At 44.6% G+C, this 22,368-nt stretch carries 18 protein-coding genes and 1 pseudogene; 7 read left to right on the forward strand and 12 right to left on the reverse strand.

Annotated features, from left to right (window positions below):
• Positions 1 to 96: 96 nt before the first annotated feature.
• The 4 genes from P3L47_RS04410 to P3L47_RS04425 all read right to left on the reverse strand — a co-directional run bounded on the left by P3L47_RS04410 (position 97) and on the right by P3L47_RS04425 (position 6,120).
• Complete coding sequence (locus P3L47_RS04410) at positions 97 to 1,077, reverse strand: FecR family protein (RefSeq protein ID WP_122361388.1); 981 nt, start codon at positions 1,075 to 1,077, stop codon at positions 97 to 99.
• A 430-nt stretch (positions 1,078 to 1,507) separates the two neighbouring features.
• Entirely contained in the window at positions 1,508 to 1,948 is a 441-nt protein-coding gene (locus P3L47_RS04415; RefSeq protein ID WP_277782811.1) for a GNAT family N-acetyltransferase, read from the reverse strand.
• A gap of 30 nt (positions 1,949 to 1,978) precedes the next feature.
• Entirely contained in the window at positions 1,979 to 2,524 is a 546-nt protein-coding gene (locus tag P3L47_RS04420) for an RNA polymerase sigma-70 factor (protein ID WP_122361391.1), read from the reverse strand.
• A gap of 449 nt (positions 2,525 to 2,973) precedes the next feature.
• A complete protein-coding gene (locus P3L47_RS04425; protein WP_277782812.1) occupies positions 2,974 to 6,120 on the reverse strand; it encodes a copper chaperone PCu(A)C in 3,147 nt (1,048 codons plus the stop codon).
• A 92-nt stretch (positions 6,121 to 6,212) separates the two neighbouring features.
• Here P3L47_RS04425 and ribF point away from each other — a divergent pair, with 92 nt between their 5' ends.
• The 3 genes from ribF to P3L47_RS04440 are packed head-to-tail and all read left to right on the forward strand — an operon-like array spanning position 6,213 to position 9,483.
• Positions 6,213 to 7,139, forward strand: a complete 927-nt coding sequence (gene ribF, locus P3L47_RS04430; RefSeq protein ID WP_277782813.1) for a riboflavin biosynthesis protein RibF — start codon at positions 6,213 to 6,215, stop codon at positions 7,137 to 7,139.
• A gap of 9 nt (positions 7,140 to 7,148) precedes the next feature.
• Entirely contained in the window at positions 7,149 to 8,198 is a 1,050-nt protein-coding gene (locus P3L47_RS04435) for a M20 family metallo-hydrolase (RefSeq protein ID WP_277782814.1), read from the forward strand.
• A gap of 4 nt (positions 8,199 to 8,202) precedes the next feature.
• Complete coding sequence (locus P3L47_RS04440; protein WP_277782815.1) at positions 8,203 to 9,483, forward strand: lipopolysaccharide biosynthesis protein; 1,281 nt, start codon at positions 8,203 to 8,205, stop codon at positions 9,481 to 9,483.
• Positions 9,484 to 9,488: 5 nt separating this feature from the next.
• Here P3L47_RS04440 and P3L47_RS04445 read toward each other — a convergent pair whose 3' ends face one another.
• Entirely contained in the window at positions 9,489 to 11,156 is a 1,668-nt protein-coding gene (locus tag P3L47_RS04445) for a nucleoside kinase (protein WP_122361396.1), read from the reverse strand.
• A gap of 83 nt (positions 11,157 to 11,239) precedes the next feature.
• On the opposite strand from P3L47_RS04445, the gene P3L47_RS04450 reads away from it, so the two are divergent.
• Positions 11,240 to 12,931, forward strand: coding sequence for a Na/Pi cotransporter family protein (locus P3L47_RS04450; RefSeq protein WP_122361397.1), 1,692 nt, complete (start codon positions 11,240 to 11,242; stop codon positions 12,929 to 12,931).
• A 51-nt stretch (positions 12,932 to 12,982) separates the two neighbouring features.
• Positions 12,983 to 14,788 (forward strand): Na/Pi cotransporter family protein, encoded by a 1,806-nt coding sequence (locus P3L47_RS04455; protein ID WP_122361398.1) that lies wholly within the window; start codon positions 12,983 to 12,985, stop codon positions 14,786 to 14,788.
• A gap of 78 nt (positions 14,789 to 14,866) precedes the next feature.
• Here the strand turns inward: P3L47_RS04455 and P3L47_RS04460 are convergent, their stop codons facing one another.
• The 5 genes from P3L47_RS04460 to P3L47_RS04480 all read right to left on the reverse strand — a co-directional run bounded on the left by P3L47_RS04460 (position 14,867) and on the right by P3L47_RS04480 (position 16,735).
• Entirely contained in the window at positions 14,867 to 15,076 is a 210-nt protein-coding gene (locus tag P3L47_RS04460; protein WP_277782816.1) for a DUF4248 domain-containing protein, read from the reverse strand.
• Positions 15,077 to 15,118: 42 nt separating this feature from the next.
• Positions 15,119 to 15,550 carry a hypothetical protein gene (locus P3L47_RS04465; RefSeq protein WP_277782817.1) on the reverse strand — a complete coding sequence of 144 codons (432 nt, stop codon included), beginning with the start codon at positions 15,548 to 15,550 and terminating at the stop codon, positions 15,119 to 15,121.
• 83 nt (positions 15,551 to 15,633) lie between these two features.
• On the reverse strand, positions 15,634 to 16,041 hold the full coding sequence (locus tag P3L47_RS04470) for a D-Ala-D-Ala carboxypeptidase family metallohydrolase (RefSeq protein WP_277782818.1): 408 nt from the start codon (positions 16,039 to 16,041) through the stop codon (positions 15,634 to 15,636).
• A gap of 26 nt (positions 16,042 to 16,067) precedes the next feature.
• A complete protein-coding gene (locus P3L47_RS04475) occupies positions 16,068 to 16,259 on the reverse strand; it encodes a hypothetical protein (protein ID WP_277783667.1) in 192 nt (63 codons plus the stop codon).
• A gap of 35 nt (positions 16,260 to 16,294) precedes the next feature.
• Positions 16,295 to 16,735, reverse strand: a complete 441-nt coding sequence (locus P3L47_RS04480; RefSeq protein ID WP_277782819.1) for an HU family DNA-binding protein — start codon at positions 16,733 to 16,735, stop codon at positions 16,295 to 16,297.
• A 186-nt stretch (positions 16,736 to 16,921) separates the two neighbouring features.
• Between P3L47_RS04480 and P3L47_RS04485 the strand changes: the two genes are divergently transcribed.
• Together P3L47_RS04485 and P3L47_RS04490 are read left to right on the forward strand one after the other, a co-directional pair.
• Positions 16,922 to 17,080 (forward strand): hypothetical protein, encoded by a 159-nt coding sequence (locus P3L47_RS04485; RefSeq protein WP_199715602.1) that lies wholly within the window; start codon positions 16,922 to 16,924, stop codon positions 17,078 to 17,080.
• A 2-nt stretch (positions 17,081 to 17,082) separates the two neighbouring features.
• A complete protein-coding gene (locus P3L47_RS04490) occupies positions 17,083 to 17,619 on the forward strand; it encodes a GNAT family N-acetyltransferase (RefSeq protein WP_122361403.1) in 537 nt (178 codons plus the stop codon).
• Positions 17,620 to 17,924: 305 nt separating this feature from the next.
• Here the strand turns inward: P3L47_RS04490 and rhuM are convergent.
• Together rhuM and P3L47_RS04500 are read right to left on the reverse strand one after the other, a co-directional pair.
• Positions 17,925 to 18,496 (reverse strand): annotated as a pseudogene (rhuM, locus tag P3L47_RS04495) (RhuM family protein).
• Positions 18,497 to 18,810: 314 nt separating this feature from the next.
• A complete protein-coding gene (locus P3L47_RS04500; RefSeq protein WP_277782820.1) occupies positions 18,811 to 21,723 on the reverse strand; it encodes a DUF6383 domain-containing protein in 2,913 nt (970 codons plus the stop codon).
• Positions 21,724 to 22,368: the final 645 nt, after the last annotated feature.

A 22,368-nucleotide genomic window follows, 5' to 3' on the forward strand; every position in this document is an offset into this window, starting at 1 on the left:
CAAAAGGAGAATCCGGCAAGATTTACACCTTTTTCTAAATTCTTACATTATCCACTCATTTCATTTGATTTTAGATTAACATTATTCCTTTACTTCTTACTTCTCAGAAATTGTTACATGCCGATCATCTATCTTGTATTTAATCGGAATAGACAGGTTTACAATTTCCATAATATCTTTTATACTTTGTCCCCGATAAAAAGTACCTGTAAATGTACGTTGATTTAAAATCTCGGAGTTTACGGTAAATTGCATGCCATAAACGTGACTTAACCGATCAAGAATTGCCTTCAGGCTTTGTTCATGAAAATAATAATACCCTGTGGTCCAAGAGGTAAATTGTCTGGCATCTACATGAAAAAGTGAAGCTTGTTTCGTATTTCGATTATATATGAGCTGCTGGTTAGGACGCATAATTGTCCGTTCCGGAAAATTCATTGTTTTCAACTGTACTGAACCTTCCAACAATGTGGTTATCACCAATGAATCCAACGGGTAAGCCATCACATTGAATTTTGTTCCCAATGCTTCTATATCTTGTTCTTTGGTCTTTACGATGAAAGGCTTGTCTTTTTGTTTGGCAACATCAAAATAGGCCTCTCCTTCCAGATATACGATACGTTTGTCTTTGCCATAATCTTTGTCATAATGGAAAGTTGTTTTAGAGCCCAAACTGATATGTGTTCCGTCCGGCAGTTCAACAACATCGGCTTCCAGTCCGTCTCCTCCGATATATTTGGAATATAAGCTATTATCTTCTTCATGAAAGAACAAGAAATACATAGAACTGATCGCCACAGCCAGAAGGGCTACGGCAGCATAAGTACTGATTTGATACCAAAGATTGAAGCGGCGGGATTGTGAATTTTTCTTTTTATTTAGTAAACGCCCCCAGCTTTCGCTTGTTTCCAAAGGGGTACTTAAAGGCAGACCTGCATCATACATTGCCTTAATTTCGAAAAATAACTCCTTATTAGAAGCACTCTCGTTCACCCAATTGTAAAAACAGTCTGTTTCTTCCTGGGTAAGATTATTCTGCAAATAACCTATAATTAACTCTGTATGTTCGTTTTCCATGATATCTTCTTTGAATTGCTACCTTTCGGTGACTTAGTCCTTTATGAACTTATAACGAATGGCAGCAAAAAAGTACTCACACAAAAACAAACTTTTTTTAAAATTAAATACGAACGGTTGAAAATGAGGGTGAATACGGAAAGGAGCATACTACAACCGGTAATACCTCTCCGCATTCCCGAAATAAATCTGAAATAACACATCTTCCGGCAAACTGAGGATAAGCGTCCAAACGCCGGGCTATCTCCCGGTAGTCCCATTCCAAGCTGCCCAGGTCGGCACCGACGAAAGTCAGGCCGGGATAACGTTGCAAGATACGGTCCCGGGTTTCGATCTGCTGCTGCCAGGAAGGGATTTCCGGATGCAGCCAGGCATAGTCGCATGGAAGTGAGCGTCTATCTTCGGAAAGTGTTCGAAGTCCATCCTCCAGCTATTTTTTAAACGTCATTTTATAAACGTTGGTCTCTTTAGGTTCAAAGCCGACGGATCGGTACAGTTGGTTTGCCGCAACGCGTGCGGGACTAGAGGTCAGCATCAGGATGGAATTACCGAGCGACTCCACATAACGGATGGCATGTTCTACCAACTTATAACCTAACGCCTTGCCACGAAAACGCTGGTCGACAACCACATCTTCTATCCAGTGCTTCTGCCCGGTAGGAGTTTTATAGGAACCGACCGTCAGCATACCAGCTATTTCATCTTCATAGGAGATCAAGAAAAGGTGGCTGCTACCGGAGACGATCATCGTTTGCAAGTCGGTATCGGTAAACGGGACCGGGGAGGAAATCAGCTGAGAAAGAAGCTCATTAATGATACCGACATATGCCGGATCGAATTCTTTCACTTCGAATATCTTCGTTTTTTCCATATATAATAGGATTTAAGTAAAGCCCTAGGCTCAAATCAAGGTAAAAAGATAAAAGAAAAGATGCGAACAATGCTTACGGAGATAAAGCAAAGACCTGTACAACTGGTTTTCGACTGTGCGGACAGAGAGACCCAACTGATCCGCAATCTCGGCCGCTTTCATCCCTTTCAGATAGGAAAGACGGAAAATCTCCTGGTTCCTTTCGGGTAGCTCCGCCACTTTCTTCATCAAAAGATCCAATAGGTCTTTCCGCATGAACAGTTCGTCGGACGACTCAAAATAGTCCAGCTCCTCCAGTTTGAGCTGGACGGCCCGGTGATCCAGAATTTCCTGCTCCATATTCGAACGGCGCAGGTGATCGATACAGGCGTTGCGGACAGCAACGTAAAGAATACGTTTCAGATCGGCATCCGGAAGGAGAAAGACTTGTTTGTCCCAAAGCTTGAGAAAAACGTCGTGCACAATATCTTCCGCAAAGAAACCCGAGACGAACTTCCCCGCAAAGCGAAGCAACATCGGAGCATATTCAAGATATATGCGCTGATAGCAGTTTGTCGTCTGATCTTTCACTTCCATCTTGCAAACATATAAAATATCAGGTATTATTCCGCAACTTCGCCCGCTTTTAACGCATATTACCCGCTCAAAAAAGTTCAGAAGCGGAAGAGCGCCCTCCCCGAAGGCAACCTCTGCAGTCCGGCAGATATTTCAGGAGAGTAAGGCAGATATTTTCATTACACCGGCATCTATTTTCGAATACCTGCCGATTTATTTTTCGTCCGACAGGAGTCGAACAGCTGTTCGACTAGGCTCAGACAGCTATCCCACACAGGTCGAACAGCTGTCTGACTTGTGTCAAACAAAGATTATATCGGCACTTAAGAGAAAATACAACGGCATCCGGAAATCTTTTCCCCGGCAGAATGGTAAATACATCCCGGCAAGAGGCAACAGGAAGACACCCGAAGTCGCAAAACAGAAAAAGGGCACAAGCCGATTACGACCTGTGCCCTTTTTCCATCTCATTACTTTACAATAAAACTATGTACGGACGGTTCATCGAAAGTGACGGAGTCGATCGCACCCGTTTCGGTATTGAAATAGCGGATCGTGTCCTTCTCTGTATTCTGGACGGTTACCTTCCAGCCGTCGCCTTCCCGGTCGATCGACAGGATATCCGTCGTGTTGCTGCCGGGAGATACGGCCAGGCCATCGGCACAATGAACGGTTTCGATATGATAGCGCCTTACATCGACCGGGAATTTCTTACCGTTGCAGATAAATGTAGCTTCATGTTTCTGCTCATTACTTTGCCAGTCCGTGTTCAACAGATAAATTGTACGACGATCCTTACTGTCCCAAACCGTAAAACCAACAGACGGTGCAGACTCGATCCAACCTTTCGAGAACTCTTCATCGGTCGTTGCCGATGCCAACTCACGCATCGTAGCTTCATACTGGCTTCTCAGGGAAGCCTCCGCCGGATAGACCGTTTGCGGGAAATAGATGATCTTACCCGATCCGAACGGGACTACAGTTTTTGCAGACAACGATTTATAGTTATCACCCAGCATCTCACGAATAACAACATCATTTACCGGGAATTTCACCGGCTGGTCCGGTTGAAGTTCTGCATTCAGATGAGCAGCAGTCAAAACAAGCGTGCCACCTCCAAATACATAGTTACGGATACGGAGGAAATCGCCCTCCTCAAAACTGTTCCAACCCAGGAAAACCATTGCCTTATATTTATTCATCACATCCTGCGGAGCTTCAATAGGCAAGATATCTACTGTTCCATAAGGCGTAGAAGTAAACCAACCTTTCGGACCGCAACCGTCGACGATATTATCCGGATAAAAGACATTCAACAAATCAAAACTTTCCGTCGCCTTATTAAACGCCCATTTATCTCCTTTCTGCGACCACAGACTGCCGCGACCGAATGATTTCCAGGCATCGTTTCTTCCCTGAACAACAGCGATATTACTTTTCAGTTCGCCACGGCGGGTATGCGTTTCTATAAAGTCCAGTACACGGTGCTGCGCGTACAGATGTTCCTTACCGGACTGGGAATAACGGTCGTTGGCATATTCATCCAGCCACAATGCCTCTTCGGTGTTCATATGGGAAGAGCCGTGCATATAGGCAACAGCCAGCGACATATATAAACGCAGGGAATGCTTCGGATCGGTGAAAGGTCCTGATCCCCACTGCATGGCATGCAAAGTTCCATAGTCCTGTTTGCTATAGGCACGTGAAGCACCACGCAGCGAAGAGAGGATAATTTCTTCCGGACCGTACATCTGTTCGGCTCCCAACCAGTTATAACCCGCCTGATACAAATAGCGGAACATAGTAGACGGTCCCGTATGACGACTGCTCTCTCCCTTGGAGTAACGGAAATTCTCAACCAGTTTACGAGCACCGTCAGCCATATCTTTCACACCCTGCGGGTCATAGTGAATAAATACGCCATGATCGGTATAGATAGGACGATGTTTGGCAAAGATACCGCCATAAGGACGGTTGCGGGCAGCCATATCCGAAAAGACTCCCTGATAGAGGAAATGTTGCCAGTAATAATAACCGCCGTCATTTTCATGCGCCTGCTTTCCGCGGAACATGGGAGAAGCCAGTGTTTCCAGATCCGGGTTGATACGTTTTCCTGCCAGCGTACGTCCTTCCACCTGCCAGGCATAAGGGACCTGTAACTTATTCAGCAAACCGGTATAGTGACGAATCACTTCCGGACGGGCCACACGGAAACCGCTCCACTGGTAAGACGGACGGAACTGATACCAGTTTCCGACACGTTTGGAAATATACCATTTGAAGAAATAATCATACGGCGTATATTCCTTATCGATATAAATTTCATCGCCCGAAGAGATATACACCTCATCCGGTTCTTTTTCTATGATCTGGCGAATCATGACTTCCGCTTTCCGGCTGCCGTCGTCGAAGGTCATCGGAACAGCAGACGCATAATCGCCGGCACGAAATTCCACTACATGCAAACCGGTCTCTTTCAGTTCTATTTCCTGAAATGAGGGAATGACTGCAGCCGGAGCCTGTACCTTCAAACGAACATCCGGCTTATTGGTTTCCACCAGAACACCGAAAGCAGCTCCTGCCGTTACATATTCCGGAACGGAGACCACTTCGAAATCGCGGGCACTCTCCTCGATAATCTCCAGGGAACGGAGTTCATACGGATAAGCAGCCCGGTTATCTTCTTTCAATAAAGTCAGTTTCAAATCCCCTTTCCCCTGTACGGCATCCGGCAGAAGGATATAGAAGTCGGCAATATCGGAAGCCCTGTCGAAAATATTTCCTTCGTAAACGGTCGTGCCGTTAAAATCCAGCCTCCAACGCGGCCAGCTCCGGGTAGACAGGTTACAGCCTGTCCAGTAATTATAATCGTCTGTTTTATCGGCAAACTTTGCAAAAGGAATGGAGCATACCTGTTTCTTGTTCTGCGTCAACCTCGGAGCTTCCACCCAGCACTCGCCACTAAAATGCGTGCCACCGATGCGCAGGAAGGCACAGGCTACATTTTCCGGCAGGATAAATTTCTGCGTCACAGACTGAAACTTGCCGGAACCTTCGGGCACCGGAAAATAAAGCAGGGAATCCGGGCGATCATAAATATCGTCTTTGTAGCGTCCCGGCTTTTTATAGAATAGCTCGATCTCCACCCCGAAGTCTCCGCCAGATGACACGGACAGATTCTGACGCTTTACGACCGGCAATGTCACCGTCAATTCACCGGGTTTCAGCAAGTCACCCGACAGGCGGTAATAAGCATGCCGCTCGAAGTTATTATCTTCTCCTTTGAAATAAAGAGAATACTTATCCTTCTTCACATGAACGGAATCCAGATTATCATCGATATAGAACTCCGACCGTCTGAACATTTCTTCGCCTCTTTTCTCAAAAGGTGCCGGCATTTGCACACCGCCGACTACACGAAGGAATTTCCGGACAGGCCACGCTTGCTTTTCAAATGAAACGCTTTCGGTAACACTGCTACCCGGCATCAATACATGGACCTTCCCGCCCGCGGAAGGAGTGAACAGTACCGTTCTTTTCTCTGTCTGCACATCATCGGCAAACACGGAGGATACGGCTAACAATTGACAGATCAGAAGATAAAAGACTTTTTTCATAACTAATATTCAGAGATGTCTGTTAATAAATCAGCTCAAAAGTACAATTAATTTATGTACTTTTGCCATTCCATTGAACGAATAGAAAGAAAATGATCGTTATCAGAGATACGGATTTATTAAAAGGGAAAAGACTGGTCGCCACCATCGGGTTCTTCGATGGAGTCCATTTGGGCCACCGGTTCCTGATCGATGAACTGAAAGGTATTGCCAGGGCTAAAAATCAACCCTCGGCAGTTATCACCTTCCCGGAACACCCACGCGCCGTATTACATTCGGATTATCAACCGAAATTACTAAATTCATTCGAGGAAAAACTAGAGCAACTGGCAACTACAGGAGTCGATTATTGCATCGTCCTCGATTTCACGATAGAGCTGTCGCGACTGACGGCGCAAGAGTTTATCACTTCCATATTGGCAGAGAAACTCCACACAGATGCGTTACTGATCGGTTACGACCATCGGTTCGGACACGACCGCAAAGACGGTTTCGAGCAATACGTTGTTTATGGTGCCGCCTGCGGAATGGAAGTGCTGAAAGCCTCTCCCTATGACGAAGGGCGTACAGCAGTCAGTTCTTCGGAGATCCGGAAATTATTGACCGACTGCCATGTGGAAGAAGCCGCCCGGTTGCTGACTTATCCCTACAGGCTGCAGGGAACGATCGTAAACGGATATAAAGTCGGGCGCAAACTGGGATTTCCGACCGCCAACATACAGGTGGACGAACCTTTTAAAATTGTTCCGGGAATCGGAGTATATGCCGTCTGGGTGTATCTGAAAGGGAAAAGATATAAAGGAATGTTGTATATCGGCAACCGCCCCACGCTCGATAACGGCGATAATATCACATTGGAAGTGAATATACTGGACTTCTCAGGAGACATCTATAATAATGATATAACCGTTGCGTTTATATATTATGTACGAGGCGATGTCAAGTTTAACTCGCTGGAAGAACTGATTGAGCAGCTCGGCCGTGATCGGGAGACAGTGGACAAGATATTAATTAGTTGACTATAAAAAATGTACTACGAAGCAATAGATACTTTAAAAGGGATGATCAGTCGTCCTTCTTTCAGCCGGGATGAAGCAGCTGTAGCCGATTTCCTGCAACAGAGCTGGCAGGCAGCCGGACACACAGTACACCGTAAAGGAAATAACCTGTGGATTGTTTCCCCCGGTTTCGATCTGAATAAGCCGACCCTGTTGCTGAACTCACATATCGATACCGTCAAACCGGCCTCCGGCTGGACAAAAGATCCTTTCCACCCGGAAGAAAGCGAAGACGAAAAGCTATATGGCCTGGGAAGTAATGATGCCGGAGCAAGCGTTGTCTCATTATATGCAGCTTTCTCCCTGCTGACCGGCAAGGAACAGGCATACAATCTGATATTCCTGGCTTCCTGCGAAGAAGAAGTATCCGGCAAAAACGGTCTGGAGAGCGTTCTTCCCGACTTGCCTCCGATTGCCTTTGCTATTGTCGGCGAACCTACCGGAATGCAACCGGCTGTAGCCGAAAAAGGGCTGATGGTCCTCGACTGTGTTTCCATCGGGAAAGCTGGACATGCCGCCCGGAATGAAGGGATCAACGCGATCACGCTGGCGATAAAAGACATTGAATGGTTTAACAACCATCAGTTTCCGGAAAAAAGCGATTTCCTCGGACCGGTAAAGATGAGCGTCACGATCATTCATGCCGGAACGCAGCATAATGTCGTTCCCGACCGCTGTGAATTTACGGTCGATATCCGTACCAACGAGTTCTATCCCAACGAGAAACTGTTTGAACTGATAAAAGAGCAGGTCGGCTGTGAAGTAAAAGCGCGTAGTTTCCGCCTGAACTCGACGCGAACCGACCTCAGCCACCCGTTCGTACAGCGGGCGATCCTGATGGGAAAAGAACCGTTCGGCTCGCCTACGCTCAGCGACCAGGCACTTATGCCGTTTCCGTCCGTCAAGATCGGTCCGGGCAACTCTGCCCGCTCACATGCGGCAGACGAGTACATCGGGCTGTTGGAAATAAGAGAAGCGATCGACACCTATGTACGGTTACTGGACGGACTGAAACTCTAATCGTATGCTGAAAAAGATACTGGGAACAATCGGAACACGCTATCTGATTGCCTTTCTGAACCTGATGCTTATTTTCATGAATGCCAAGGCATTGGGTGTGGAAGGGGTCGGACTGGTGGGTATTCTCCTGGCATCTATCAATATAGCCGTCGTGTTCAACGGAGTGCTTTCCGGCAACACGATTGTCTATTTCATGAACCGGTATTCCCTGCACACCATTTTATTCCCGGCTTATGTATGGCCCTTTATCGGATCAGCGCTGGCGTGTACGTTCATGCTACTTTTCGGACTGTTTCCTCCAGCATATCTGACGGATATCTATATACTGTCACTGATCTCTTCTTTCATTACGACCAACGCCCGTTTCCTGCTGGGCAAGGATAAAATTACCGGATTCAATATCACTTATATGCTGCAAAGCGGACTGTTGTTCTTCATCCTTCTATATTTTTATTATATAACAGGGAAACAGGAAGTTTCATCTTATATTTACGGATTGTACATCACGTACGGGATTGCCTTTGCCGGCAGTCTGCTTCTCCTTTTCCCCCATCTGATCCGGAAAGAGAATAAACCGACAAACAAGCCATTCCTTTCCATCTTGAAAGAGATGTTTTCCTATGGTCTTTGGGGAAGTGCCGACAATATAGCCGAAGTGTTGACCACCCGCCTGAACTATTTCCTTATCCAACGCTTTGCCGGTCTGGGCAGTGTCGGTCTCCTGGATGCAGGGACAAAAATATCGGAAAGCGTCTGGCATATCAGCCGAAGTGTCAGTTTTATCGAATACAGCAGTGTGGCGCAAACGACGGATCCCGAAATACAAAAGAGAACGACCCTGAAGCTGTTCAAACTCACTTTCAGCGCAATCGCATCAGCCACCATCTGCATCCTGTTCATTCCGGAATGGATTTATACGGATTATCTGTTCAGTCCCGAATTTACAGGCATGCGAAAAGTCATATTCGGCTTATCCGTTGGGATTGTAGCTTTAGGATGCAACAGCATACTCAGCCATTATTTTATCGGAAGCGGAAAAATACGTTACAGCGCGGTCAGTTCCTGCATCGGACTTCTCACCCTGTCGATAGCGGGCTATATACTGATACCTTTGCACGGAGTTGTCGGGGCAGCCATCAGCTCCAGCATAGCATTCTGCGCCATGCTGGCATTTTCGATGACAGTATTCTGCCGGCAGAACCAAACACGAATAAGCGAGTTCATTCCCGACAAGGAAGATGTCGATGAACTCGCCAGGCGGATACGCCAAAAGCTCTCCCGTTAATTTTCTCAATAACGGAAACTTCCGCCTCCCAGGAACTCACGCAGTAGTGAAGTACCGGGCAGACCGACATCCGGAATATAATTAAAGTAACGCAGGAAGCGCAACAGGCGATAAGCCTCCGCATTCTCTTCCTCGTCTTCACGCACCTCTGCCAGGATCGGCTCGGCAAACTTACGCAAAGCCGCCAGTTCATAGAGCATGGCACTGTTAAACATCGCATCCGCATTTTCCTGGTAAGGGAAAATCCATTTATCTTCTCCCCTTCGCACGCTCGGCCAGCGGGCAATCGTATCTTTGGCAGAATACCCCCGGAAACGGTAGTCGCGGATGATACGGCGCAGCAAACGGTTATCCGTAGTCGGTATCCAGTTGTGATTATCCAATGATATGGAAGTAAGTACGGAGACATACACCCGGTACTTATACTTATCATCTATCATGGAGGTCAGCTCCGGATTCAGTGCATGAATACCTTCTATCACCAACACCGAATTTTCACGCATCTTCAGCTTCTTACCTTTATAAACCCGCAGGCCCGTTTCGAAATTGAAACTAGGCACTTCGATCTCCTCGCCCGACAGCAGCTTCTTCATCTCGCTGTTAAAATAAGGCAGATCGAGCGCATAAAGCGACTCAAAGTCATAATCGCCGGATTCATCTTTCGGCGTATCTTCCCTATTCAGGAAATAATCGTCGAGCGAGATACTGACAGGATGAATCAGATTCGTTATCAACTGTACTTCCAGACGTTTACAGAAAGTCGTTTTCCCGGAAGAAGACGGACCGGAGATCAGCACAATACGAACCCCGTCCTGGTAACGCCCCGCTATCTCTTCCGCAATTTTTGCCACCTGCTTTTCCTGCATCGCCTCGGATACCATGATCAGTTCCGATGTATGACCGTTTTCGATGGCACGGTTCAGATCGCCCACATTATTCAGGTCCAGTGTCCGCTGCAAAGTCAGATGTTGTTTATAAGCTTCAAACATCTTGTCCTGTTTAATGGCCGGTTCCAACTCCAGCGGATTCCTTCTTTTCGGAATCTGGAGCAGCACACCGTCAAAATAAGGAACGATATCGAACAATTGGATATAACCGGTGGAAGGCGTCAGACAGCCGTAAAAGAAATTCACATAACCATCCAATTCGTAATAAGAAGTATACGGCATACCCGCCGTTTCGATCAGACGTGCCTTATCGTTCATGCCCCGTTCACGGAAAAGAACGGTTGCATCCACAGTCCGGACCGTTTTATGCAGAAAAGGCAGGTCGGCATCGATAATTTCACGCATTCGCTTCTTTATCTTGTCGATCGTCTCCCCGTCTATCTTCTTTCCGTTATGGATCACACAGTAGTAACCTTTTGAGATCGGATGTTCTAAATTTAATGTAGCGGAGGGCAACACATCGTTAACCGCTTTCGAGAAAATATGGCACAGCGAACGGACATACGTACGAAGTCCGGAAAGCTGCGTATAATCCACGAACTCAATATCTTTCGGATGCCAGCAACGATAATTCAAGCTCTCGACCTTATTGTTCACTTTTGCATTCATCGGACGGTAACGCAGAGGCGCACCGATCATCGTATAAATATCCAATAAAGAAGAACCGATGGGAACCTCTTTATAGGTATTGTTATTTTTGCAATAAATTGTGATTGTTTCAGACATATTATATCAGTTATTATTTGTAGTTTTGCTGCCTAAAGTTAGGAATATTAATCGGATATACTTCCAGGTATAACTATTTTTTGATGGATAATACAATTTTTACCGTACTTAAACTGCTAGGCTCGCTTGCTTTATTAATGTACGGAATGAAAGTGATGAGCGAAGGCCTCCAAAAGCTTACGGGAGACCGACTACGTAATATCCTAGGCGCCATGACTACGAATAGGTTCACCGGACTGCTCACAGGAGCTTTCGTCACAGCCGCCGTACAGTCATCCACCGCTACCACCGTTATGACCGTAAGTTTTGTCAACGCCGGTCTCCTGACTCTAACACAAGCCATCTCCGTCATCATGGGAGCCAACATAGGAACGACAGTCACCGCCTGGGTCATGTCAATCTTCGGTTTCCAGTTCAATATGACAAATGTCATTTATCCCCTCTTCGCATTATCTCTCCCTCTGATATTCTCTAAAAAAAGCGGACGCAAGTCATTCGGTGAATTCGTTTTCGGATTTGCCTTTATGTTTTTAGGGTTAACGACTTTGCGGGAGAACGCCATGCATATGGACCTGGAACACAACCAGGCTATCATTTCATTCATTACCTCCTGCAAGGAATGGGGCATGTTCTCCGTATTGCTGTTCCTGCTGATCGGAAGTGTGATTACAATGGCGGTCCAGTCGTCCGCGGCTGTCATGGCTATTACGTTAATCCTGTGTTCCAGCGGAGTCCTCGACCTGTACCTGGGTATCGCACTGGTGATGGGCGAAAATATCGGAACGACGGTGACCTCCAATATCGCTGCACTCACCGGTAATGCGCAGGCACGAAGGGCGGCATTTGCCCACTTCATATTCAACTTCTTCGGAATCATTTGGGTACTCTGTATCTTCCATCCGTTTATCGATATGGTAAAAGACCTGGTTAATTACGTAGCACCCAATACACCGAAAGAAATTGCCATCACTTACACGCTGTCAGCATTCCATACCGCATTTAACATTTGCAATGTACTGATATTGATATGGTTCATAAAACCTATCGAACGCCTGGTTTGTTTTGTCATCAAATCAAAGCCGGAGGACGAAGAATATCGCCTGCATTACATCACCGGAGGTTTGCTTTCGACGGCTGAATTATCGATCCTGCAAGCCAATAAAGAGATATCTCTTTTTGCAGAACGGACCACACGCATGTTCAACATGGTGAAGGATGCGTTTTATGAAAAGGACGAAGACGCCTTTATGAAAACGTATAACCGGATCGAGAAATACGAGAACATCAGCGACCATATGGAGATCGAGATAGCCAACTACCTGACGCTCGTGGCAGAAGGCCGCCTGAGTTCGGAAAGTAAGGAAGAGATCCGTATCATGCTCCGTGCCGTATCGGAGATAGAAAGTATTGCCGATTCATGTAACAACCTGGCACGCACCATTAAGCATCGGAACGAAGGGAAGTCAGACTTTACCGAGAAGCAGAACCACTGCATCGACAAGATGTTCGAACTGGTCACTATGGCACTGCATCAAATGAACTCTATATTGAAAAAGCCGGAATTGACACACGATGACATCAATCCGTCTTACAATATCGAGAACGAAATAAATAATTATCGCAACCTGCTGAAACAACATAATGTGGAAGATATCAATAATAAGCAATACCAGTATCAGGACGGGGTATATTATATGGATATCGTCAGTGAAGCTGAAAAGTTAGGAGATTACGTACTAAATGTTGTCCAGGCCGTTATAGAGAAAAAGATATAATTATGCATACATTCATTATAATCGGATATTTATCCACTTAAATTTACATTAATGGACTATTCTTTTTTTGATTTTCTTACGCTTGTAGGAGCATTAGGTATGTTCCTATACGGAATGAAAGTGATGAGTGAAGGGTTACAGAAAGTCGCGGGGGACAAACTTCGAAGTATCCTCTCGGTAATGACGACAAACCGTTTCACCGGTGTTCTGACCGGTATTTTAATAACAGCACTCATCCAGTCTTCCAGTGCCACAACGGTGATGGTCGTGAGCTTTGTCAACGCAGGCCTTCTGACACTAACCCAATCCATCAGTGTTATCATGGGAGCCAACGTCGGTACAACGGTCACGGCATGGATCATCTCCCTTTTCGGATTCAAGGTCGATATCAGTGTTTTTTCCCTGCCGCTTATCGCTTTATGCATCCCGTTGATATTCTCCGGTAAAAGTAAGCGAAAATCGTGGGGTGAGTTTTTAATGGGTTTCGCCTTTCTGTTTATGGGGCTGTCTTACCTGAAATCATCGGTACCCGACCTGCAGAGCAATCCTGAAATTCTCTCTTTCCTTCAAGATTATACCTCACTGGGATATCCGTCCCTTCTTATTTTCCTGCTTTTAGGCACAATTCTTACCATCATCGTCCAATCATCCAGTGCCACTGTAGCCATCACGCTGATCATGTGTACACAGGGATGGATTCCTTTCGAAATGGCTGCAGCCATGGTATTGGGCGAAAATATAGGAACAACCATTACAGCCAATATTGCTGCCATTTCAGCGAACGTATCCGCCCGTCGTGCAGCTATTGCCCACTTAATGTTCAACGTGTTCGGCGTATGCTGGGTAATGGTATTGTTCTATCCGTTCACCAATATGGTTTCATGGATCGTAACCAACTACGGTCCGGGTGATCCGAATGAAATGACCCAATTTCTGAGCACGCTCGATCCGAAGACGATCTCACTGATCACTTCCAGTGCACAGATCACAGACCCGCACCTGCTGGCGCTTCAAAAACAATTAATGACACTGCAGGTTTCCGTATCATACGGCCTGTCTCTGTTCCATACCATATTCAACATAGCAAACGTATGTATCATGGTCTGGTTCGTGAAATTCTACGTATATGTTTGTTCAGCCCTTATCAAGCCAAAGAATGTAAGCGACGAAGAAGAGTTCCAGCTGAAATACATTCCGTCGGGTATGCTTTCAACTTCCGAGTTGTCATTGATGCAGGCTAAAAAGGAAATTGCCGTATTCGGAGAACGTACGCAGCGCATGTTCGGCATGGTCAAGGACCTGTTCTATGAAAAGAACGAGGATAACTTCCTGAAAGTATACAGCCGTATCGAGAAATACGAGAACATCAGCGACCGCATGGAAATCGAGATCGCCAATTACCTGACATTCGTTGCTGAAGGCCGCCTGAGCTCGGAAGGTAAAGAAGAGATCCGCATCATGCTCCGTACCGTTACGGAAATAGAAAGTATTGCCGACTCCTGTAACAACCTGGCACGTGGTATCAGACGCCGCAACGAAGGCAAATCTGAGTTCACCGACGAACAGAACCACAACATCGACCAGATGTTCGCCCTGTTGGAAAAGGCGTTGACCCGAATGAATGAAATCCTTCACATGCCGGAAGTCGTACACGACGATATCAACCAGTCTTACAACATTGAAAACGAGATCAACAACTATCGTAATCAGTTGAAGATCCATAATATGGAAGATGTCAACAACAAGAAGTATCACTATCAGGACGGTGTATACTATATGGACCTTGTCGGCGAATCGGAAAAATTGGGTGACTATGTATTAAATGTAGTACAGGCCGTTATCGAGAAGAAGATATAATCGCCTGTAAAATAATAATAACTAAAAAAGCTCTTTCCGGATTCGGGAAGAGCTTTTTTAGGCTTATGGATATAACTCTCAGGGCTCACCAAGATATTCAAAAACGAGCGTTACTTGTTTGGGAGTTAAAATCTTCTGCCCGTTATAGTAGCCGGCATCGACAAGGGCCTGCATGAGCGGTTTGTTATACACGAACCAGCGTTTTAGCTGTACGCCTGCGCTGCGGATGCTGCTGTGCGGAAAATACATCGCACTCAGCTCTTTGATAGATAATGTTGTTGGTTTCATCTTGACAACAAAGATAGCTAAAAGAATTGAAAATCGGAATGTTTATCGTACTATCTTTAATAGGACCAATCCGGAAAGAATCAGGAGGAGCAATAAGGTTGGGAGCTGCCAGGTTGTCTCTTTCTTTTTTTCCTGCGTTTGTGCGGATAACCGTTCGAGTTGCTCTTCATATTGATAAACAAGTGTCTGCAAGCTGTCGCAGGTAGCTGTGACAAACAAGGTGTCGTGCCGAAAGTGGATTTCGGCTGTCGCCTGTCCGCTTTTTTGTATAAAAGCAGAACCGGCAGGCAGTTCTTCCAGCGTGCCGACCGGGACAGCCAGGGCTGCACGACTTTCGGGAACTTTACCTGTCTGGATGGATAAGCGGCTGATTTGCCGCAAGCTATCAGTCTGTTGCCGGTATGAGCCGGTTTGTTTACCGACCGAACAGCTTGTAAGAAGTAATATTACAAATGGAAATAAACTGTGTTTCATTAGATAAAATCATATTGTCTGCGAAACTCTGTGCTCTGTCTGCGTAATCTGCGTTCCTTAATATCGACTTTTGACATATTGCCTCACTTGTAAAGTACCTGTTGCCGGTTGAAACCTTCGCGATAGGAAAGATGCAGGAACTTTTTCCGCCGATAAACGATTGCCTGGTCGAAAGCCAGTCCGGAAGCTTGCAAGATTCCCAATAAAACCTCCGGTCCTTCGGTGATATAGCAATCGGCAGCTTCGCCTTTCGTATGCTGCGAATTTTTCACGCCTCCTGCAAGTAGATTGACAGCCTCGTTGCGGTAGCCGCTGGTGATGGCGATGGTTTTGCCATAACGCTCCCGGAGCGGTTGCAACAGATAGCCCGTAAGGTTTTTCAATGCCAAAAGCGCTTGCGGGTTAGGGATGTTTTCAAGCCCCTGTTCGATGGCGATCCGACTGTAAGTAAATTCTTCTAAGGTGAAATTTCTTGATAGTTGGAGATGCATATTTTCTAAATTGGCATATTAGCACATTATTTTTTTGATTTATAGTTATAATCGACCCCGAACAATGCCCCGGCAAAGGTGCTTGTCTCGCCGAAAGCCACCAGTACGCTGTTGTGGATTTCCCCCTGCGGTGCCGTCCAAAAGCCGAAAAATAGAAGCAGGATGCCGGCTGCAGTCAGCAGCACGGCAATCCAAAGTTGTACGCTGTGTTTCTTCACTCTTTCATTGTCAATTGTCAATTATCAATTGTCAATTATTCAATTACCGGTCTGTCGTCCTCTCCGCTTCCGCCGCCCTCTTCTTTCTTTTCGGTCGAAGTGAAGGCGACCAGCTTCTTCGTGTTGCGTAAGGATGCACCGGGCGTAAAGATCACGCGCGCCCCTTTTACATCTGCCTGGGTGAACGACTTCTTGTCGGCAGCTCCCTTGCTGGAGAGTGAGAGGCGGAAATTACCGAACTCGCCCAACTGCACGATACGCCCTGCACGAAGTTCCATGTCGAGGATAAAGTTAAGGTTGTCCAACACCGCTTTTACATCCGCACTGGAAACGGTAGATCGCGCTCCAATCATAATACACAGTGTATCCATGTCGGTGTAACCGTTGTAATCCGGTATCGCGTAAATTTTTTCCTGTGCTGCGCCGCCTTTCAGGTCGGTCACTTTTCTTGTTACTAATTTGTAGCCCTGGGCCATTGTTTAATAAATTGTTTTTAAGGTTGATAATTTGTTGTTTTGTCTGATTGACAATGCAAAGGTACGACGGGGCGCCGGGGCGGAGTTGAGTTGTGTGCAGATGGGTGATAATATGGACAGGTATTCTTCTATATTCAAGAATTAATTCCTATCTTTGCATTACAAAGTATTAATAATTAATATGCTATGGCTCGACCGATTAAAGAAACTCCGGTATTAACCGGCAAAGACGCTAAACGCTTTGCAGAGAAAATGGCAAATCTTGAACCTGAAAGTAAGGAAGAGAAAGAGGCTGCAAAGAAAGTTTACGAGAAGTTCAAAGCCATTGCTTCATTCGTTTTGTAACAATGGCAATTGATGATTACGACTTTCTACCATTAAAAGTAGAAACTGATATAAAACCGTTTAAGAGCAAGGACAGCGACTTAAACGGTTTTTTATTGGATGATGCCAAAAGGTATCTGACAGAACTTATGGCTGTAACTTATTTACTTGAAGACAGGGTAACAGGAGTAACTGTCGCTTATTTCAGCCTGCTAAACGACAAAATAACCTTTGATCCGGAACAGCGCTCCATTTGGAACAGACTGAGTCGTCGTATCGCCAATCCCAAACGAAGGAAACATTACCCGGCAGTGAAAGTAGGTAGATTAGCCATTTCTGAAGCGCATGCAGGACAAGGGCTCGGACGAGATATTATACGTTTAGTCAAGTTTATGTTTACTCACGGAAATAGGACCGGATGTCGTTTCATCACTGTGGATGCCTATCAAAATGCGGTGAGCTTTTATCAAAAATGCGGATTCGATTTCATATCAGAAAAAGACGAAGGAGATGTGACCCGCTCTATGTATTATGACCTGAAAAGGTTTTTGGATGAATGATCCTTCTACCTCTATAATAAAAACAACGAAGCCCCGGAAGAAAACTCTTTCGGGGCTTTGTTTTTGTCTGCTTTATCTCTTCACAGAGATCGAACAGAAGAACTTTATTTCATTACTTTAGTATTAATACTGACTGCTTGTTCGCCCATCGCGGGGTACTTGGCAGGCATACTTCTAGGGTCATGTCAAACCGCTCAGCCAATTAAATTTATTGATTATAAATAATTTGTTGTTTTGTCTGATTGACAATACAAAGGTACAACGGGCAGGAAAGGCGGAGTTGAGTTGTGTGCAGATGGATCGCATTAAATGATCTTTTGCATAATATCCTTTATCTCCAGGTTTAATTTAGAAAAGGCGAACCACTTTTTACCGAGGTCTTTCAGCGAAGCACCGATATGATAAATATCTTTGTCATCAATCAACAGGAATCGATCGTGCGATTGTTTAAACTGATTGATCGTGATCGGCTCATATTGGGCATTATGGTGCTGCAGGTCTAAAAGCAGCTGCTTTGATATTTGCGCAGTATAGATTGTTGCGGTCACATGAGAATTTCCCAAACACGGAATCGAGTTGCATTCTTGGAGTTGACACGGTAGCCTACAGACAATATGGCATCCAGATTATAAAATCCGGTTTGGTATTTTTGTTTACCATCATTACCCATATATTCCAAAATGGAATATGTGCTTTCTTCATTCAGTTCACCTGAATCATATATATTCTTTAAGTGCTTGGATATAGCAGGTTGCTTCACACCGAACAGCTCGGCTATTTGTACTTGGGTTAACCAAACAGTTTCGTTTTCTACTCTGACTTCCATCTTTAAAGTAGCTTCCGGATAGTAAAAAATGATCTCTCCTTTATTTTTCATAGCTATACGATTTTGTTTGTGGCAAAGTTAAGATTATTATTTATCTGATAGTTGTTTTCAGGAAAAATATATGTCATTTCTGTGTATTAAATAACGAAAGCCCGACGGAATAATCCGCCGGGCTTGTTTTTGCCTGTCGTCACCCTTCACAGGGGTCAGAACAGAAGAACTTTATTTCATTACTTTAGTATTAATACTGATCGCTTGTTCGCCTGTCGCAGGGTAATTATCATGGGGGCGGTTCGAGAACCGCCCCTACGATACGCGGTCATTAACAATTAATTTATTGATTATAAATGTTTTCTATTGTGTCGTTATTTTACGATTGCTTTTACTGCAGCTTCGCCTTCAACGGCTACTACAACTACACCTGCAGGAGCAGCGATTGTAGCTTCAGAAGAAGAAACGACTGTGTTAGCAACCTGCTGGCCAAGTACGTTAGTGATTACTACGTTCTTGCCTTCAGCACCCTTAACGATTACGGCACCGTTAGTTGCAACAACTGATACACCTTCTGTTGCGATACCTTCGTTAGCTGTCGGAATTACATTTTCCAATACTTCCAAATCGAAGATTTCTGCTTCAGCTTCTTCTTTTGTTACAACAGGAATACCGTTGTGGAACTTAACATAACCACGTACTGCTTCATCTTTTACTTCACCTTCGTATTTACCAGCTGGTATTTCATCATCTTCTGTATAATAAGTAGCCGGAGTATAAAGAGTTTCGATAGTGAATGCATCACTCTTAGTATCTACATAACGGAATGCGAAAGAGCAAACTTTGTCAGCAGTATTGTTCAATTCAATCTTATCGCCAGTGCTTGTGATGAACAAAGAGTCTATCACATGTTTAGCCTGAACGAATCCTAAACGATAGTATGTATCACCACTATAGTTCTGGAAAGCGCAATCTTTACGACCTGCATTTACAGAATCCACCAAGTTAACCAAATAACGACCGTCGATGAATCCTTCTGTCGGAATTGCATGTAAGCAATCTTCTTCACCACAGATCGGGCAATACTTACCGGCAGGAACTTTTTCAGCATCTACAGCCAACATGAACTGAGGTCTCCAAGTACCGAATCCGGCAGCTGTGTCAGCATACATAGCAGGATTCTTTTCTGCATACTGCGGATCTAAGAAGTTCTGGATACCTAAGAAACCTTCGATTGCATCGCCCTTAGCATCTTCCAACAGACAACCTGTTTCATACAAAACGTAGTTGTTATCGATGTTACGGAAAATCTTGATTGTATCCAAAGCTTCTGTTGTACCGACTGAACGATACAAGTCAGAGATTGCGTCAGTGATTACGAACAGGTCATTCTGAACGTTTTCATAAGCATCTACATCACCAGTCAATTCGTTAGCATTGTGTGCGCCGTACAATTTATCCAAACCACAGAATGCACCATCAGTAGTTGTCAGATATTTATCATCATCTTCTTTAGATGCGAAATCATCGCCTTCTCTCAAGATGTTAAAGCTTTCGTCGTTCTTGCCTTTCAAGACGATGTTGATCTTAGCATCACCTGTTGCTAACGCCTTCAACTCATAACGTTTGTTTACAGCGTCATAAGACAATGCGTTACCAGCCAAATCGGTGATGTTGTAACGGTACATATTCAATGTATCTTCTTTTGTCACTTCTTCGCCGTCTTTGTCTACACCAACATACGGAGTGAAATGCTTTATTACAGCCAGGTCACTTTCTTTCACCTGAGTGAAACGGAATTCGATAGCCTCTGCAGCATCTTTAGTCCAAGTAATCTTGTTGTCTTTGCCTAAAGTCATATAAGCAGTATCATCCAATGCAACCAGCGGAGTACCGATATTGAATGTCTTAGTGATCAACTGGTCTGCAGTGTATTCGCCACCGAAGTAACCATTGAATTTGTTATCACCCGGAGTACCTACAGCTACGATTGTATAGTTAATAGAACCGTCTGTATACACATCAGCTTTATCTGTCTTGCGAAGAGCTGCAATTTCAACAGTATTACCAGATTCACGGTTCATGAATGTAGCACCACCCTGATACAACCACTGTCCTTCCGGCTGATTCAAAGCAACCTGAGCAACAGGGATGAAGTCTTCACCTTCACAAGCAGGATTGGCAACTTTCTTAGCACCTTCTGCTACACATGTAATGTTCAACAGTTTGTCGCGGAAGATAGCATAATCAATCTTGTTGCTTGAACCGAAACGAACCCAAGTGTTGTCTTTTGAGTCTTTATCGCCTGCCGTAGCTATATAATCAGCAGTACCTTCAGTTCCTTCTACTGCGACTGTCAAATAAGCAGTTCCATCAATAACAGCTACTTCCAATTCGTAGTTTTTGTCTTCACCCAATGCTACAACTTCCAATGGTTCGCCATCTACAGTAGAAGGTTGAGTAATTCGATAAGTAGCAGCTAAGATTTTACCATCTGCTTTTGCTTTATCATAATCTTTCTTTGTCAAAGCGGCAAACTTGTAACCTAAAGTTTTTGCGCCAGTTTCCAATTCACCAGACAAAGTACCCCAAGTTTCTTTGGTCAATACGATGTATTTACCGGCTGCATTCTTCAACATCATGCCACCATCTGTAAATTCAGCTTTCAGTTGACCTGCAAATTCATTACCTTTCAAAGGATTGTAAGCTTTGAAGCCTTCCCACTGACCTTTGTTCTTATTCCAAACCTGGGCGCCGATAGACATTTCGAATGTCTTTTTGTTGCCGTAATCTATAGCAGGGTTGTTCTCGTTGTCTCCGGGGAATACGACATCAGGAACAGCAGTAACATCACAATACCAAGCAGAAGAACTTAAGCCTCCATTAGGTCCAGCATAACCTACTTCTGTATCCTGAAATATCAACTGATCGCTATTTCCGTTGAATACATTATAAGTTTTTCCATCAGCAGTAATAGCCAATGGTTCACCGCTAACTCTATTAATCAATTGATAACCAACCGGAGTTTCAGTTCCATTCACTACTGTTTTGTAAACTTTAATTGTCCACTGGGCATCTTCTCCTTTTGCCAATGAGCAACCGTCTGCATTCAAATCCAAGAAGGAATTACCTTCTACTACTGCAGAACCAGCATTTACCTGAATGTAATAATATTGCCCTGCAGTTTTACCTTGAATTGCTTCTGCAATCTTCGCTGCATCTGCCGTGCTGAACAATCCACCAGCCAGCAGGAAGCCGGCCATAAGCGTAGAAAACTTTTTGTTCATAAACCTTTAAATTTAATATTAATAATAGTGTTAAAATAGTATCGTAATACGTATTTGTTAAAAGGTGTTTAGTGAAATGACTAGTTTAAACGACCCTTTTTTCTCGTCATTTTTAGGTCAAATTCAAGTTTTATACAGAAAAGCGAAGTTTTTATACAAACAATGCTATGTGATTGATAAGAAAGGCTATATATTTGGAAAAATAAATTTGAAAAGAATTGCAAGTTAAAAAACTAGTCGTACCTTTGTGACGAGAAAAAAGGGTCGTTTAAATTAGTCATTCCGTTTTAACATTTCAAACACTTGTAAAACAAGATTTGTACCACAATAAAGCCGCCTATTTCACCCTAAATTTAACATTTACAGCATATTCGGATAAAGATTTGATATACTGCCTATTACCCATTCTTTCATCCGTTTTTTCTTTTTTCAATGTAAACACCTATACGACAATCGTTTATATTTCAAAACCTCTCTTCACCCCGACACCCCGCTGCCAAGACCTCTTGATTTCCGACTCATACACCGGAACACGGAAAACATTCGGCCTGGTTCTTCTTTTCAAACCGGAGCGCCCAGTCGCATTCATAAAAAATTTACAATAACCCCCATTCACCTCCATACCCAATCCGAACGCATTTTAAA

Origin of the sequence: Parabacteroides chongii, from assembly GCF_029581355.1 — a bacterium.
Lineage (GTDB): Bacteria > Bacteroidota > Bacteroidia > Bacteroidales > Tannerellaceae > Parabacteroides > Parabacteroides chongii.